Consider the following 16,112-nt stretch of genomic DNA (forward strand, 5'->3'; position numbering starts at 1 on the left):
CAAACTACCGCACACGTTTTTTCGTGTCGGTTCGCGTTTCGTTCTCCACTTAAACAGCCTTAATACATACGCATGAAGCGTATTTATACTCTTCGAGACTGCACGAGGTTCGAGAGTTTTGAAGCTCGTTTACCTCAGCGCAGGTCGCGCTGTTTGCGAGGTAACATCATACGTTCTTGAGAGATATAAATCCTCCGAACTTCTGAGTGTTGCCAATCAGACGAAAGAACTCGTCCGATTTCTCACAAAACACATAGGTGACTGTGAGCCAACAACATAGGATGAGGAGAGATATAAAGACAGCGAAACAAAATCCGAAGCCAATAGAAAGAAAATCAGAAAACAAACAAACAAAAAAATTACCAAAACAAAACCGATCTCAAAAAAATATCAGAAAAGAAAAATGAGGATGAGGGAAAAATCAGATACTCATCATTCTGCTCAGAGCATCATACACCATACGCCGCCAGTGCTCCGGACCAAACCGATACGTCTCACGCGCAAGAAAAACATCCGCATCCGGCTGTTCTACCAAGGAAGCATCGACTCTCTCCAGTGTCGCGCGAGCAGTGTCTAAAATCCAGAGGTCGCGCGTCTCCTGATCCACAACCAGCACAGACTCCGCACGAACCGAGGTGAAAACCTTCCCGTCCGGCGACGTGTAGACACTCGGTTTTCCGATAACCGCAACAAACACCGGCATCTCAGGATCGATTTTCGCCAGCTGATGCATCGCCTCGGGCTGATACGACCCTGCCGTCACAAAGAATAGACCGGTCGGATCTGAGATCCGCGCACGATACAGAATATTCTGATCACCCACTTTGTCCTTCTGGGTAATCGTACCCACCAAAAGAACGCGGTTACACCGCTCGCCGGTCGGCAGAAGAACATACAGCGGACTTTTTTCATCCTCAGTATCCTTAAACGTCTTCGTAGCCTCACGCAGCTCTGCGGCAAACACCCGTTTTGCCGGCTCACGTTCGTACGACATAAAGTTAGAATTAGCCTCGCTCATGACTGTTCACCTCCAAACACAGAACCCGCGCGATTCATCAGCTCCGCAGTAACTGACGGATCCAGACGGACAAACTCAGCAGACTTCACCAGAATTCTTCCCTCAAAATCATTGCCGAAACAACGGAGATATCTGCCGCAGAGTTTCTCCACAAACTGTGCCTGCACCTCCTCAAGACCAAGAGGGCTCTCTGACGCAAGATCAATCGCCCGCTCCATAGTAAATCCGGTCAGAGCTTCTGTGACCTCGCGGCCGATCAGCACATTGTATGCTTTTTTTCCGTCATCCAGAACTCCCTTGATCCGCAGATCATAATGGAAGTTCGGTTGAATCTCATGAACCGGACAGAAGTTCTGACGCGAAAGAACGCGGTTACATCCTTCCACCGGACACCGCTTCACAAGGCCAGAGCCGCCTGAGATCTGCACAACCGCGCCGGAAAACTCATCAGTTGCTGTACCGACCGCAATATCAACCTCAGGCTCATCAGCCTCATAGGTTGCCGGATTCAGCACGAGCGAAAGCCGTCCGTTGTACTCATCCACCTTTGCATTCGTCACATGATACACGCGGCCAGGCTCAAGCTTCTCCTTTGTATCATCCTTCCAGAGAACAAACTTCACGCGGCCGGTCTCATCACCAACAAGACCGGTCTGCAGCATGCGGTCGCTCCGCGACTCCCACTCCTCAACAAACTTCACCCGCAGCGAAGCATACCCGACCGCGAGATCGCGAACACTCGTCACCGGAAGAGGCGTCGTGGGCGCCACACCTTGCACCGCAATATCCACGTCGTCCTCGACAACCGAGTACTCGGCACTGTTCAGCGCAAGCGAAAGCCGTCCATTATACTCATCCACCTTCGCATTCTTGATCAGATACACCTGACCGGGGACAAGTTTCTCTTTGGAAGCATCCTTCCATAACACAAACTTCACACGACCGGTCTCATCACCAACAAGACCGCTCTGCAGCATACGCTCGCTCCGCGACTCCCACTCTTCGGCAAACTTCACGCGAACGGTCGCGTAGCCCACCTTCAGATCGCGGATGCTTGTTATCGGCAGCTCTTCTTTGGGTGCAGCAGTCACGACAGGGACATCAATCTCTGCATCCTCATCCTCCATCCACACGCCAGAGTTCAGCGCAAGCGACAGCCGCCCGCCGAACGTGTCCACGCTCGCATAGAATATATTATACACCGACCCAAGCGAGAGTTTCTCTCTGCCTTCGTCCTTCCACAGAACAAATTTCATCTTACCTGACGCGTCCGCAACAAGGCCGCTTTGCAGCATACGTTCGCTCCGGGACTCCCACTCCTCAACAAACTTCACCTGCACTGACGCAGCAACGCCCGGAGAAAGACTTGCCAGAGGCACCGGAGGTGCCGGCATCAGACTCCGGTCGTCATCAATCTGGGTAACCTTGGATCCTGAATGAATCTTCAGACTCGGCACGTCACGGAACGAATCAACTACAGCCGACTCGATTCGGTACCACTGCTCAAGCTCCATCAGAGGAATACCATCAGCCTTGGAAAACACCACGAACCGCACCGCGCCCGAACTGTCCGCAAGGACACCGGTCTGCGCAATCGAGGGAGAGTTCGGCGTCTGCAAAGACACAACTTTCACCTCAATGGTGACCCAGTCGTTGGGCTGGATGTCGGCAAGAGCAAACACGCCTCCTTCCGGCGCAGCCGCGGCAGCAGGCTGCTCGTCAGCCGGAATATCATACAGCCGCAGCTGGTCGGACAGAACCTTGCGTTCAGCCTCATATGCAACCACACCGAACTCGTTGATGTAACTTGCAAGTTTTTCCGTAATGCTCTGCCTGTCCGGCGAAACTCCTTTGGATTCTAATTTTTGGGAGATTCTGTCGGTAATCTGCTGGATCTGTTCTGGGTCCATAATGATCTCCAACAAACTGATTGGTGTGTTGGGATATAAAACCCTGACCACGCGTACTGAAAATGCTCAGTTCGGAAACATCAAGTAGTAAAGTAGCTAATCTACTATACATGGCAATCACCATCGATTCAACGATCGCAGAGCTTCTCCGCGAGAAACCGCAGAGCGCCGCAGTTCTTCAGAGCTTCGGCATGGGCTGCCTTGGTTGTGCAATCGCAAACAACGAGACCATTCGCGAGGCAGCAATGGTTCACGGCATCCCCTTAGAAGAGCTTACCAAGAAGCTCGGTATCTAAGTCTCTACATAATTCACTTTTTTTGAACAAGTTTCAGTTCGGCAACGCCAGCTTCAGGATTTTCCAGCAAATGAGAGGCAACGTTCGGCACGTGAACGAGCCGGCAGTCCATGCAGCTCCAGACATCTCCGTTCGGCGTTTCGATCATGGCGCCAAGCGAGAGGTCCATGCATGGATAGAGCGGGCAGTAGCAGAAACTGCACTGTTGCTCAGCATATTTGTGACATGGGTAGTAGGGGCAGCCTTCCGGCACCCACTCGGTCCAGTGATCTCCGCCGTACCGGCTGTAGATAAAATAGGAGGGACGCGTTCGTTTGACAAAACCGGGAGCGTCCCGCGACCATCCACGGGAGACGCCCCAGGTTGAAAGGAGATAGTTGTCAAATCGTATCAGCGCTTCAGTAAGCGCCTGACGAACTGCTTTGGCAATCCTCTCTCCGGTTTCGGTGAGGATTCCTGCAAACATCTCAGGGGTGGAGAGGGATTTTTCTGCGGCAACGACGACAGCGTCCGTGGGGGACGCACCGGAAGGAAGTTTTCGGTCGGCAAGTACCTGCATTTTGACTTCGGTTGCGGTAGTCATTGCGCCAAGCAGTGCGGCGTCGGAGAGAGGACGGGTTGAAGTGACGATGATGTTTATAGTGCGGTTGCTGTCAGAGACGCCTGCGGTGACGAATACGGTGATGTAGTCGTACTTGGCGATGCAGAGATTGGTTATCGGGACTGCGGTTAAGAGGCCGAACTGGGGCTGAAGGAATCCCTGTTCGCTCGAGATGCGGTCGATCTCTCTGGACGCGTCGCCGGAAAAATTTCTTGGGACGGTGATGTTGAGAACTGTCCGGACGTCGGCAATGCCGCCGTCCACTCCGCTGCTTGCGGCGCGGAAGTTTCCCCGAACGATCAGGACATTTTCTCTGAGATAGTACCGCATGAGGAGTTAGACGTCTTTTTGGTAGGTGTAGAGCGAATAGTAGTCGACAACCGTTTTTTCAACAGATTCTGCTGGTTTCTTTTCAAAGATTTTTCCAAGCAGGCCTTTTTTCGACTCTTCGGCAGCCGGGTTCGGGTCGACCATGACTGTTTTGACGTGGCGGTAGCCGCGGGAGATTTCGCCTGCCGGGACGAAACCGGATTTGGTGAGGAAGTTCATTGCGGCAGGGTTCATGCCTGAGATGCGGGGGCAGACGAGTGCGGCAAAGCCGAGTTCACGGGCGGTTTTGCTCGAGTGTTCGCTCATGGTTTTCCCAACGCCAAGGTTGCGGAAGGAGAATTTGACGGCGTAGAGGACTTCGGCGATGTGGGAGCCTTTGCCGAGGTTGAGTTTGCGGAGCAGGTAGACGCCGGCAACTTCGCTGCCGATTTTTGCGCAGTAAACGCGGTACTGGTCCAGAAACTTTTGCATCTCTTCGGGGATGAGAGCGGTTTCTTCGAGGAATGCGTCTCCTTCGGCGATGATGGAGTTCCAGACGGTCATGACATGGTAGAGGTCTGCGGATTCATAGGGACGGATGGTAATATTCATGGTACTATACAGTTATTGGGATGAATCTGATATAAGAACAATCCTGTGAGTACTGTATGATTTTTTTGAAAAACGCGAATGGCGCGAATAGCGCGAATAAAAATCGCCAATGGTGATTTTTCAAAGGTTTACTATAATTACTTATTTTTCAGACAAAACTCTCAATTTCAAAAAACATCAGTTATTTTTTGAAAAATCGCCATTGGCGATTTTTTTATTCGCGTTTTTTTAATTCTTGATCAGAAATCCCCGTCCTGTTCGAAACTTCTGCCGAACCGAATCGCAAGCTCTGCTTTGTAGAGTTCCTTACCGAGATATCCGGCATGGTCAAGGAGCGAGACACCGTTCTCGGCGAGGATTGTCGAGAAGACATCATACCAGTTTGTGCCGCGAACGGCACGGCCGTTTCGCACCGCAACGATCATGCCGCCTTCAATGCCGATGCGGAAATTGCCGCAGGGGTCGTACTGGGCGAGATCGTCTGATGCCGCTGGCGCGTCAGAGATTTTTTCATACACGAGAGGAGGTTCTCTTCTGCATCGTTTTTCTTTGAGGATCAGAAGATCAACGCCGACGTCTTTCGGGTAAGGGCGGCCTTCTGATAACACCATCATCTCTGCGGCACGCCGCATCTCAGCAGTTGCGCCATGGGTTTTATCGGAGTGTTCGGAGACAAGCACGGCAGCAACACCGCACTCTGCGGCGGCTGAGGCAAGCAGGGCACAGATACCCGGGCTGTCGGCGTCAACCATCTCAATCACGTTCACGCAGCCGAGAACTTTGGGGCAGCCGAACTCAGGCAGGTAGCCGGCAAGCGAGGGGACGAGACCGGAAAGCGGCGGCTGAAGAAGCGGGTCGGCGAGAATTTTCGATAAGCCTGCAGCCTTTGCGGCGGCAACGGTCTCTTCAAGCGTTGCATTGCGGGGGATGAGAACCGCTGCGGCTCCGCACTCTCGGACTGCATCAGCAAGGAGGGGGATGGTTTCCTTGGTCAGGGAAAAGATCAGATCGCACCGGAACAAGGCGGCTCTGATAAGCTCAGGGTCGAGGGTATCGACCGAGAGCGGGATGTCGATGTCTGCGATCGCGGAAAAACAGCGGACGACGTCGTCAGCGGTCGCGTCAAATCCGAACCCGATATCCACGACGTCAGCACCGCAGGAGATGGCGGCGAGAACTACGTCCCGCAGGGCAGGATGGCGGTGGGCGTCCATGATCTCATGGATGACTTTGATGCGGGAAGTTCCCCCGAACTTCACGCCGCGAATGGTAAACTCAGGCGTTGCCGTGTCCTCTGATTCGGCAAGTCGGGACGCGGCAAGTTTTCGCCGGACGTCCGCGAGGAGATCATCAGCGGGAATTGTTTTCGAAAGTTTTCCTTCCAGAATCAAAGGAACAGAGAGCCGCATGTCTGCGGCATGGCGGGTTCCTTTTCGCACCGGAACTCCTGACTGCTGCTCAACCGAGTCAAAGGATGCCGTACACATGCCGGAGACGACGACGCAGTCGTAGACTCCTGCTTCGATGAGGCGGGTGAGAACTCCCGGAGAAAGAAAGGATGCAATTTCCCCAATCGGCACGATATCAAAGGTAAACGCATCAACATCAGCGAGAGCGGCACGCAGTGACGCCTCGCTCTGATGGCCGGTAGGGAAGAGGACGTGCATAGATGATTTATTTTATTGTGCTCCAACATCGAAATAGTTGGGGTTGGGTGTAGCCGGAGGATGCGGCTACAAAATAACCAGTGTTTGCGAAGCATTTTGGAAAAATACCTGAGTATGCAGAAGATAAGAATCTTGTAGCCGCTAAATCGACATTGTGATCTTTGGTAAAATATTACTCATAAACAGAATAGCAAAAACTCGGCTACATCGGCTACAAAATTTTTGAAAAACAAAAGAAACCCACTTATTTCAAAAATTACCCGAAATAATTGAAAATTTTGTAGTCGCACATGCGGCTACATTTGCCCAGTTCGTAGAAACACAGTAGCAATGTTAATCAGGAATAAGAGAGAACTCCCTAATCATCAAAATGGTCCTTCTCAAATGTGATCTGCATGTTCACACAAACGCGTCGCGAGACGGCGAGAGTTCGGTCGAAGAGGTCATCGCATCAGCGATTGCCGCAGGACTTGACGCGGTTGCCATCACCGATCACGACACAACAGAAGGAGCCATCCATGCCCTCACCCTGAAAAATCCGGGAATTATGATCATTCCGGGAATTGAGGTCTCCACAAAACAGGGACATCTTCTGGTGCTTGGCACGGCACAGGTTCTTGCGCCAAAACAGGATGTGCTCAAAACAATAGCCGAGGCAAAAGCCCTTGGAGCGGTAACGGTCATTCCGCATCCGTTCCATCGATGGCGGCACGGTGTCGGCCTCAAGTGCCGGATCGCACTGAAAGATGTGGATGCGGTCGAGGCGTTCAACAGCAGATACATTATCGGCACGGCAAATCAGAAGGCGGCAAAAGTCGCGAAAAAGTATCAGCTGCCGGTTACGGCTGGCTCTGACGCCCACAACTGCAAGTATGTCGGTTTCGGGGTAACCGAGATCGATGCTGAGGAGAGATCAGTTGAGGCAATTCTTGCGGCGATGCGAGCAGGAAGGATAACCTGCACCTGCAAAAAAACGCCGCTCCGCACCTATACCCGCCAGTCATGGGACAACACGGTCCGAAAGGTTCGCAGACGCGTGCCAAAGTTCCGGCACCGGCCACGGCGGCGGATGGTTCACAGGAAGAAATGAAGCTGGCATTTCTTCTCGGATACAAGGGTGACGAGTTTGCCGGCTCGCAGTTTCAGCCGAACAAGCGAACGGTCGAAGGAGAGTTTGTTGCAGCAGGCGTAGGCCTCGGCATTTTTTCTGATGCAAAGGATGCGCATTTCCGAATTGCCGGCAGGACAGACCGAGGGGTTTCCGCACGACGGCAGGTTGCATCCATCACTACGGATTATCCGGAGAAGGCTGTTGACGCGCTGAACTTCTGGCTGCCTGATGATATCTGGTGTCTGGGCTCAGCTGAGGTGGATCCAAATTTTTATCCCCGCTATGCGGTTACGAACCGGACCTATCGGTACTATTTTCCCTATCCGGCGAATATTTCCGCAATGAACGAGGCGACGGAGAAGTTTGTTGGCGTCCACGACTTCACGCGGTTTTCCAAGATGGAGGAGGGACGAGATCCGAACCGGACGGTGACGAGTGCTTCGGTGTTTGCGGGAACTGACGGGCGTCCGGTCTTTGAGGTGTCGGCGAAAAGTTTTCTCTGGAATATGGTGAGAGGGATGGCAGGCGTTCTGGCATTGATTGGTGCCGGGATTGCAGAACCTGCGGTAGTTGATGAGCTGTTGAGCGAAACTGGCCACCGTGTGCATCCCGCACCCGCCAAGGCGCTGATATTCTGGGATGCTGAGTGCGGAGTTGTGTTTCAGCCGATGCGGCAGGCACGGGAGACGGCACGGATGCTCGGACGGGCGTCCGCTGCTGCGCGGATGCAGGCGATGATGACCGAGGCACTTATGGATGAAACACCAGAGGAGATGTGGCGGCTGAGGCTTGCGCGTGAGTATCCTGATATCAGGAAGAGTTGAGCAGGCCTGCAATCCGCCGCCCTTCGGACTCGGCCTTTGCCACTGATTCGGGCCAGCCCTTTACCCCGCCGTGCTGATCCATCCCCGGGAAAAGAACATTTTCCGTATAGGAAAATCCGGCATCATTGAAGAACGCACACACCACAGGAAACGCCCCGTCAAAGATGTGGAGAATATCCTGGCCTGATGTCCCCAGATACACACCGATATGGTTTGCAAGGTGTTCTGGCGAAAACGACAACGTCTTCGTAACAAACTTCTGCGCCCAGAGAAACTGACCGCGGTCGATGAAGGACTTCATCTCGGCGGTGACCGTCATAGAGTAGATGGGAGATGCGAGCACGAGGATGTCTGAAGACATCACCTCTTCAAAGATCGGTGTCAGATCATCGGTCAGGATGCAGACTCCTTTCTTGTGGCATGCATTACAGCCCCGACAGTTTTTATGATCAATATCCACGAGAGTTATCTTCGAGATTTCGGCACCCGCACTCTCCGCACCACGAAGAAACGCGTCGAGAACCGTTTCAGTATTGCCGCGTTTGCGCGGACTTCCGTTGATAGCAAGAATACGGGTCATAATTCCTCAATAGCTGCCGCAAGAACTGCGGCGGTTTCTTTTGTTCTGGTGACCGACACCTGGCTGTTCACAAAGTCGGTCTTCTTATCAAGACCATTGAGAAGGAGAAGCATTGTGTGTTTCGGTTTGATGCCTGACACATCAAACAGAAATCTTGCCACAGGCACAGTGTGTTCAAAGATATTCTCACGGGTCTGACCTGCGGTTGCGATGAAAAGGCCGACCTTTTTTCCCTTTGGTTCTTCAAAGGTGTGCAGCACGTACTTCCGTGACCAGAAAACCTGGCATCGGTCGATCAAAGCTTTTGCCTGCGAACAGACCGACATTGAGTAAACGGGGGAAGCAAAGATCAGCACATCTGCTGCGAGGATTTTTTCGGAAAGACCCTGAAAGTCATCCTCCTGAATGCAGCGGCCGAGCTTTTCACATGCCCCGCATCCTTTACAGGGAGCAACCGAGAGGTCGGACAAGACAACTTTCTCCTTCGTGAAGCGGTCGCCAACCTCTTCGAGAACCATATCAAGCGCAGACTCGGAGTTGCCGTGGCGGCGGGGAGAGGTTGTTATGGCAAGAATATGCGCAGACATGATTGAGTATATCGACAGGATGAATGATAAACTCAATGGAATATGCAAATATTTTCGGAACGACCGGAAAAAACAGTGCGAGGGGAGGGATTCGAACCCGCGAACTCCTTGAGAGCAGATCTTGAGTCAGCCTCCGTTGGCCACTTGGATACCCTCGCAAAAAGACGGATAATATATTAGAAGGAGGAGAACATCAACCTGTCGCAGATTTTGGCGAAAGTTTTTCGAGTGAAAAAAATAATTTCCGTGTTTGGGGAGTCTTAGTAGGAAACATTTCTCGGAATAACCACGGAATGCACGGAGCATACGAAGTTTCACGGAAAAAATGCACAGAGAACGCCTGCGCCGCAGGTGTTCTCCGTGCATTCCCGCGAAGCGGTGAGCAGACCAAAGGTATGCGATTTTCAGTGAAGTTCCGTGAAATTTCAGTGCATTCCGTGGTTACTCCAAGTAAGCCACACACAAAATGTCAAAAAAACAAAAATCACTTCTCCGGCATCTCGCAGTGCACATGAATCGGGCACCCCTCATCCGCATGACCACCGTTTCGCATCACCCAGGTAAGCAGGGGAATAAGCAGCTCACGCAGTTCCCATCCCGGAACCGTCAGATAGTACCGCACAACAGGAGGCGTCTGATCCACCACCTGACGGCTGATAAGTCCGGCCTCCTCAAGATCCTTCAGTGTGTTTGACAGCGTCTTCGAACTGATGTTGCAGAGATAACGTTTCAGCTCATTAAATCCCGCAGACCCGTGATTGCCGATAACCGCAATGATCATCAGAGCCCATTTCTTACTGATCGTATCAAGCAGCCCATGCAGCGGACAAAAACAGATCTCAGAATGTACTGGCAACTCCTCAGAGATGATAACCACCTTACTTCAGTACTTGGAATTTTCTCCATGATAAACTACGACGCCCAATTAATCAGGGAGGCCAGTGATAAATCAGAACACAGTGTAAAGATTATTTAACAACCACTCGCATATACTTATTATTATGGGAAAGAACAGCGCGGAAATTGTCGCAGTAGTAATAGCAGTAATGGTAGTATTCGCAGGAATCGCCGCAGGCTTTGGAGGGTTCATGATTCAGGACACAGGTTCCACATATGCAGACACATTTGCACAAAAAACAGGAACCACCCTGACAACGGTTGTAGCACCGGCAGACTATGATGTGGATCAGGTAGCAGTATTCCAGATTCCGGGCGGGGCCTACATCGATGCAAAATCCCTCATCAGCGCATACAACGGCAACACCGACAGCGTAATCGTCTATAATGTTGTGGATGGAACAATCGTTGGCGAACAGAGTGCCCCGATCACCTTCAACCATGCAGCAGGACTCCTGAATACCGCAATGGGAAAACAGCTGATCAATCTCGCAACAGCAGCTCAGACATAAAACCCAATATGCCAAAACATATCAAAGACCCAGTACACGGATATATCGAAGTACCTGCAGATCTTGTGCCGCTCGTGGATACCACGATTGTGCAGCGTCTGCATCATATCCGTCAGCTGGGATTTGCATACTTGGTATATCCCGGAGCAAACCACAGCAGATTTGAACACTCTCTTGGAGCGATGCATCTTGCTTCGCTTCTCTGCGGCAGACTCGGACTCGGAGAATCCGAGACAAAAACCATCTGTGCCGCAGCACTTCTTCACGATATCGGGCACGGCCCGTACTCCCATGCAAGCGAACGGCTCATGCAGGAGTACGAACACTTTTCTCACGACGACATCAGTATTCATCTGGCGGATCCTGCAATAGATGCCCAGCTCAAAAAAATATCCGTCAGTCCTGATGAAGTGGCGGCACTTGTTGCAGGCGGACATCCTCACTCAGGCATCATCCATGGAGATCTCGACGTCGACCGGATGGACTACCTGCTCAGGGACGCCCACTATACCGGAGCACCGTACGGAAACTTTGACACAGGAAGACTCATCCAGTCGCTTGAGATCGTTTCTGGCAAACTGGTGCTCAACCAGTCCGGCATCTCAGCAGCCGAGTCGCTTTTGATCGCACGAACTCTGATGGGACCGACCGTCTACTATCATCATGCATGCAGAATCGCCGAAGAGATGTTTCTTCTTGCAGGCCGCTCCCACTTCGGCAGTGATGCCACAGGAGTTGAACAGTTCATGCATCTTGACGACGTGACAGCAGCCGCAGTTCTGCTGAACTCGCCTTCGGCAACGACGCGGGACCTGATCGACCGCATCAGAACGCGGCGGCTCTACAAACGTTCGGTCTACGCTGGCCGCGAACTCGTGGACATCGACCATCTGCCGCAGACCAAAGAAAGCGTCAACCGCATGCACCAGGCGATTGTGGAGACCGCAAGCGTCAGAGACGAAGACGTCATCCTTGACATCCCGCCGCTTCGTAAGGAAATTCGCATGGACGTTCTGGTCAGAAGGCATCATGACCTTGTGCCGTTCAATGAAATTGTTCCCATGCTTGAGATGATGAACGCAACCCGTCACGGCCAGTGGCGGCTTGGTGTGTATGCACCTGCCGAACTTCGCGACCGGGTCGGGGAAGCCGCCCGCGAAGTACTCTCCCTGCGTCACGCAACAAAACAACATAAACTCACAGGTATAATATAAGAGAGATGAAGCGGATCGTTGTCGGAGTTACCGGAGCTTCCGGTACGCTGTACGCAAAACGGCTCATTGAAGCCCTCACGAAAACGGACGGCGTCGAAGTGTATCTGATAATCTCCGACACCGCAAGAACCGTGGCTCGCCTCGAGGAAGTTGATCTTTCCGGCTATCCGGTTCACTATGAAGAGAACTGCGACCTTGCCGCAGGCATTGCAAGCGGCTCGTTTTTGTTTGATGCAATGGTTGTCATACCCTGCAGTATGAAGAGCCTCGCCTCAATTGCGGGCGGTTACGGAGCAACACTGATCTCCCGCGCCGCAGACGTCTGCCTCAAAGAGCGCAGAAAACTGATTCTTGTACCCCGGGAGACCCCGTACTCCCGCGTGCATTTAACCAATATGCTTGCCGCACACGACGCGGGAGCGGTCATCATGCCTGCCTCCCCTCCGCTCTACACGCATCCGGAGACGATCAATGATCTTGCCGACATGATCGCCGCCCGCGTACTGGATCACTGCGGAATTTCCCACACACTTGGATCACGGTGGAAAGAATGAGAGAATTTATCAAACGAATGATTGCCAACGGACTGGTCGAGGAGATATCTGAGCCGGTCTCTTCCATATACGAAGCACCGAAGCAGGCCTACTACAACAGTAAGAAGATGCTCTACTTCCACAACTGCGACGGACACGAATGTGTGATGAACACGATCTTCGACCGCAGGAGTCTCTCGGTTGCGCTGAATATTCCTGAAGACAAACTCGTGAAGACGCTTGCCTCCTGCACCTACTCAGGGAAAACCCATAACGCAGGAAAACTGACGTTTGTTCCGGCAAAGCTTTCGGCACTGCCAATCATGAAACACTTCCCCAAAGACGCAGGCAGATACCTGACGTCGGGCGTGGTCTTCTCTGCACTGGACGGAGTGGAGAACGCTTCGATTCACCGGTTGGAAGTGCTGGACGACACGCATCTGATCGGAAGAATTGTGGAAGGCCGCCACACCTACAAGCTGCTTCAGCAGGCAAAGGCTGCCGGCAAAAAACTCCCGATCGCAATAACTGTCGGAACACATCCTGCGGTAACGTTTGCCGCATGCACCCGCGTGCCGGAAGGAAAGGAGATGGCGTACGCAGCAGAAATTCTTGGTGAGGACATGCCGCTCTATGAATGCCCGAACGGCATCCGCGTACCGGACGCAGAGATTGTTCTCTACGGCTACATGACCGCGGACCTGCATGAAGAAGGTCCGTTCGTTGACATCAGCGGAACGTATGACCCTATCCGCATGCAGCCAGTGATCGAACTCGAAGGCATGGCATGCAAGCCTGACTTCATCTATCACGGCATTGTGCCGGCAGGCGCAGAACACAAGATGCTGATGGGTGCGCCTTATGAGCCGAGGATTTATCAGGCCGCAGCAAACGTGACGAACGTTCGCGACGTGTACCTGACGCCCGGAGGAGCAGGATACTTCCATGCGGTAGTGCAGGTAAAGAAGATGACCAACGGCGACGGCAAGAATGTGATCATGGCAGCGTTCGCCGCCCACACCTCACTGAAGCATGTCGTCGTCGTTGACGAGGACATCAACATCTATGACCCGAACGATGTGGAGTTTGCTATCGCAACACGCGTGCGTGCGGATCAGGATGTGATGATCATCGCAGGCGTTCGCGGCAGTTCACTTGACCCGTGCAGAATCGGTGACGGCATGAATGTGAAGATGGGTATCGACGCGACGATGAATCTCGGGCATGAGGATGAGTTTATCCGTGCCGGATGGGATGAATAAGTAAGGAGTGAAAAATGGAACTGGATACATACGATCAGGCACTGCTAAACGGCGAACATGGCGAGAGCCGTCAGAAGATGATGGAGATACTGCTTGCTCTCGGCAAAATTTTCGATGCCGAACGCTTTATTCCGGTAAAGAGTGTGCAGGTTTCCGGAGCTTCGTTCAAAACGATTGGCGACGCAGGTCTTGAGTGGCTGTCAAGCATTGATGCAAAGGCAGTCGTGCCGGCATTTTTAAATCCGATCGGCATGCCTCGCGAAGGTTGGGAAGAGCTCGGCATTCCGGGAAGTTTTGCCGAGAAACAGAAACAGGTAAACGAGGCATACATCAGGCTCGGCATCCGGCCGACCTGTACGTGCACGCCGTATTATTTCAGCATTGTTGAGCGCGGCGACCATCTTGCATGGTCCGAGTCTTCGGCTGTCAGCTACGCAAACTCAGTGCTTGGCGCACGAACGAACCGCGAGGGCGGACCTTCCGCTCTCGCGGCTGCCCTGACCGGCAAGACGCCTGAGTACGGTCTGCACATTGTGAAGAACCGGTTGCCAAAGATTGAGTTCCGCTTAGATGATCCTGAAGCCACAAAAAACTGGACGAATGCTGAGTACGGTGCGCTCGGTGTTGTTGCAGGTGCAGTTGCCGGCAACAAAATTCCTCTGTTCATGGATATTCGGCCGAACCGCGATATGCTGAAGAGTCTTGGCGCTGCAATGGCCGCGTCCGGAGCGGTCGCACTCTATCATGTAAACGGAATTACACCTGAGTCAAGGTTCCCGTTCTTCAAGAAACACTTCGCCGAGGACGATCTTGAAGTCGTCACAATCGAAGTTGCCGAAGTGCTGAATGTGTTCGCTGAACTTGAAGTCACGGCGGTTGCCATCGGCTGTCCGCATCTTTCAAAGGAGGAAGTGACACGCGTTGCCCAGCTGCTTTCCGGCAAAAAAACGGTGATGCCGTTTTATGTGTTCATCGCCGAAGAGATGCGGGCATCCTGTTCTGCAGAGCTCGGGATAATCGAGAAGTCAGGGGCAAAAGTTGTGCCTGACACCTGTATGGTGGTGTCACCGTTAATGGATCACACAGGAAGCGTCATGACCAACTCAGGCAAGGCGTTTTCCTATTTGCCTGGAATGTGCGGCGTGACTCCAAGAATGGGAACACTCGAAGAGTGTGTGCGTGTCGGGTGCGGTGAGTAACTTGAGTCTTCTTGAAAAGATCTCTCCGTTTGAAAAGCGGGACCTGCTGATTGCGTGGTTCTGTCTTGCGGTCGCATTCACGCTTGGTATCTCAGGAGGCATTGCATTTGTCACCGACTTTACGAAAATTTCGATCGACACGCTTGCGCTGACGTTTGTTGTGGCAATCATAACGGTCGGGCTGTCTTTTGTTCTGCATGAGATGGCGCACAAGTTTGCGGCAATCCGGTACGGATACTGGGCAGAGTTTCGCAAAAATACGCAGATGCTGCTGCTCGCAGTCGTCATTGCGGTGGTGACCGGCATTGTGTTTGCCGCGCCCGGAGCAACGCTGATCAATACTGCCGGCCGCGAGATGACGAAAAAAGAGAATGGTATCATCTCTCTTGCGGGACCAGCAATAAATCTGATTCTTGCAGTTCCGTTCTTTATCTGCATGATTGCAGGAATTCTTATAGGAGGGGCAGAGGTTAGTCAGTTCACGCTTCCCGGGTTCCTGTTCTATCTGGGAATGATTGGTTTTCAGGTAAATGCGATGCTGGCATTCTTCAACATGCTGCCGGTGGGCCCGCTTGACGGCAGAAAGATTCTCCGCTGGAATGTGGTGGTGTTTGTTGTGACCATTGTTGTGTCGCTTCTGCTTCTCTACGTCTCGCTGCAGCCGTGGATGTTTGTGAAGATGCTGGTTTATAGTTGAGGGATTTCCCTCCGCAATTTTTTTTGTAGCTCCGCCCACGGAAAAACGGAACACACTGAATATTCTCGGAAGAAAAACATCACGGAGCAGACGGGAACAGCACGGAACTCTAAAACATTGATACAACAAAAAAATCTAATTCGTTTTTTGAAAAAAATATCACGAAATATTTGATGACATCGTATGGAAATCTAAAATAATTCATTTCCGTGATGTTCACGTCTGCTCCGTGATGTTTTTCTGTGAGATTTCCGTGTGTTCTGTGTGCTCCGTGGGCGGAGCA

At 52.3% G+C, this 16,112-nt stretch carries 17 protein-coding genes and 1 tRNA gene; 9 read left to right on the forward strand and 9 right to left on the reverse strand.

Going from position 1 to position 16,112, the window contains the following annotated elements; translation table 11 throughout:
• Positions 1-421: 421 nt before the first annotated feature.
• Both McpCs1_RS01985 and McpCs1_RS01990 read right to left on the reverse strand, forming a co-directional pair.
• Positions 422-1,018 (reverse strand): RPA family protein, encoded by a 597-nt coding sequence (locus McpCs1_RS01985; RefSeq protein ID WP_338095581.1) that lies wholly within the window; start codon positions 1,016-1,018, stop codon positions 422-424.
• On the reverse strand, positions 1,015-2,928 hold the full coding sequence (locus tag McpCs1_RS01990) for a hypothetical protein (protein WP_338095582.1): 1,914 nt from the start codon (positions 2,926-2,928) through the stop codon (positions 1,015-1,017). The genes McpCs1_RS01985 and McpCs1_RS01990 overlap by 4 nt, the downstream gene beginning before the upstream one ends.
• Positions 2,929-3,038: 110 nt before the next feature.
• Here McpCs1_RS01990 and McpCs1_RS01995 point away from each other — a divergent pair, with 110 nt between their 5' ends.
• The gene (locus McpCs1_RS01995) at positions 3,039-3,224 is read left to right on the forward strand and encodes a DUF1858 domain-containing protein (protein ID WP_338095583.1); all 186 of its coding nucleotides are present in this window, start codon (positions 3,039-3,041) and stop codon (positions 3,222-3,224) included.
• Positions 3,225-3,237: 13 nt separating this feature from the next.
• Here the strand turns inward: McpCs1_RS01995 and McpCs1_RS02000 are convergent, their stop codons facing one another.
• The 3 genes from McpCs1_RS02000 to McpCs1_RS02010 form a co-directional block, all read right to left on the reverse strand.
• Entirely contained in the window at positions 3,238-4,155 is a 918-nt protein-coding gene (locus tag McpCs1_RS02000; RefSeq protein ID WP_338095584.1) for an adenosylcobinamide amidohydrolase, read from the reverse strand.
• A 6-nt stretch (positions 4,156-4,161) separates the two neighbouring features.
• Positions 4,162-4,746, reverse strand: coding sequence for a GNAT family N-acetyltransferase (locus tag McpCs1_RS02005; RefSeq protein ID WP_338095585.1), 585 nt, complete (start codon positions 4,744-4,746; stop codon positions 4,162-4,164).
• A gap of 239 nt (positions 4,747-4,985) precedes the next feature.
• Positions 4,986-6,413: a DUF4346 domain-containing protein gene (locus McpCs1_RS02010; RefSeq protein WP_338095586.1), complete on the reverse strand. Its 1,428-nt coding sequence runs from the start codon at positions 6,411-6,413 to the stop codon at positions 4,986-4,988.
• 370 nt (positions 6,414-6,783) lie between these two features.
• Between McpCs1_RS02010 and McpCs1_RS02015 the strand changes: the two genes are divergently transcribed.
• A complete protein-coding gene (locus McpCs1_RS02015) occupies positions 6,784-7,503 on the forward strand; it encodes a CehA/McbA family metallohydrolase (protein ID WP_338095587.1) in 720 nt (239 codons plus the stop codon).
• A complete protein-coding gene (gene truA, locus McpCs1_RS02020; protein ID WP_338095588.1) occupies positions 7,500-8,348 on the forward strand; it encodes a tRNA pseudouridine(38-40) synthase TruA in 849 nt (282 codons plus the stop codon). Before McpCs1_RS02015 ends, truA begins: the two co-directional genes overlap by 4 nt.
• Here the strand turns inward: truA and McpCs1_RS02025 are convergent.
• The 4 genes from McpCs1_RS02025 to McpCs1_RS02040 form a co-directional block, all read right to left on the reverse strand.
• The gene (locus tag McpCs1_RS02025; protein WP_338095589.1) at positions 8,335-8,928 is read right to left on the reverse strand and encodes a flavodoxin family protein; all 594 of its coding nucleotides are present in this window, start codon (positions 8,926-8,928) and stop codon (positions 8,335-8,337) included. The two genes, truA and McpCs1_RS02025, sit on opposite strands and share 14 nt — an antisense overlap.
• On the reverse strand, positions 8,925-9,515 hold the full coding sequence (locus McpCs1_RS02030) for a flavodoxin family protein (protein ID WP_338095590.1): 591 nt from the start codon (positions 9,513-9,515) through the stop codon (positions 8,925-8,927). The genes McpCs1_RS02025 and McpCs1_RS02030 overlap by 4 nt, the downstream gene beginning before the upstream one ends.
• Before the next feature lie 76 nt (positions 9,516-9,591).
• Positions 9,592-9,673, reverse strand: a tRNA-Leu gene (locus McpCs1_RS02035).
• A gap of 326 nt (positions 9,674-9,999) precedes the next feature.
• A complete protein-coding gene (locus McpCs1_RS02040; RefSeq protein WP_338095591.1) occupies positions 10,000-10,392 on the reverse strand; it encodes a winged helix-turn-helix transcriptional regulator in 393 nt (130 codons plus the stop codon).
• 124 nt (positions 10,393-10,516) lie between these two features.
• Between McpCs1_RS02040 and McpCs1_RS02045 the strand changes: the two genes are divergently transcribed.
• The 6 genes from McpCs1_RS02045 to McpCs1_RS02070 are packed head-to-tail and all read left to right on the forward strand — an operon-like array spanning position 10,517 to position 15,829.
• Entirely contained in the window at positions 10,517-10,924 is a 408-nt protein-coding gene (locus tag McpCs1_RS02045) for a hypothetical protein (protein WP_338095592.1), read from the forward strand.
• A gap of 8 nt (positions 10,925-10,932) precedes the next feature.
• The gene (locus McpCs1_RS02050) at positions 10,933-12,138 is read left to right on the forward strand and encodes an HD domain-containing protein (protein WP_338095593.1); all 1,206 of its coding nucleotides are present in this window, start codon (positions 10,933-10,935) and stop codon (positions 12,136-12,138) included.
• Positions 12,139-12,143: 5 nt separating this feature from the next.
• On the forward strand, positions 12,144-12,692 hold the full coding sequence (locus McpCs1_RS02055; protein WP_338095594.1) for a UbiX family flavin prenyltransferase: 549 nt from the start codon (positions 12,144-12,146) through the stop codon (positions 12,690-12,692).
• A complete protein-coding gene (locus tag McpCs1_RS02060; protein ID WP_338095595.1) occupies positions 12,689-13,933 on the forward strand; it encodes a UbiD family decarboxylase in 1,245 nt (414 codons plus the stop codon). Before McpCs1_RS02055 ends, McpCs1_RS02060 begins: the two co-directional genes overlap by 4 nt.
• Before the next feature lie 14 nt (positions 13,934-13,947).
• Positions 13,948-15,132, forward strand: a complete 1,185-nt coding sequence (locus tag McpCs1_RS02065) for an aconitase X (protein ID WP_338095596.1) — start codon at positions 13,948-13,950, stop codon at positions 15,130-15,132.
• Positions 15,125-15,829: a site-2 protease family protein gene (locus McpCs1_RS02070; protein WP_338095597.1), complete on the forward strand. Its 705-nt coding sequence runs from the start codon at positions 15,125-15,127 to the stop codon at positions 15,827-15,829. The genes McpCs1_RS02065 and McpCs1_RS02070 overlap by 8 nt, the downstream gene beginning before the upstream one ends.
• The last annotated feature ends 283 nt before the right edge of the window (positions 15,830-16,112 follow it).

The organism is Methanorbis rubei (assembly GCF_032714495.1).
Lineage (GTDB): Archaea > Halobacteriota > Methanomicrobia > Methanomicrobiales > Methanocorpusculaceae > Methanocorpusculum > Methanocorpusculum rubei.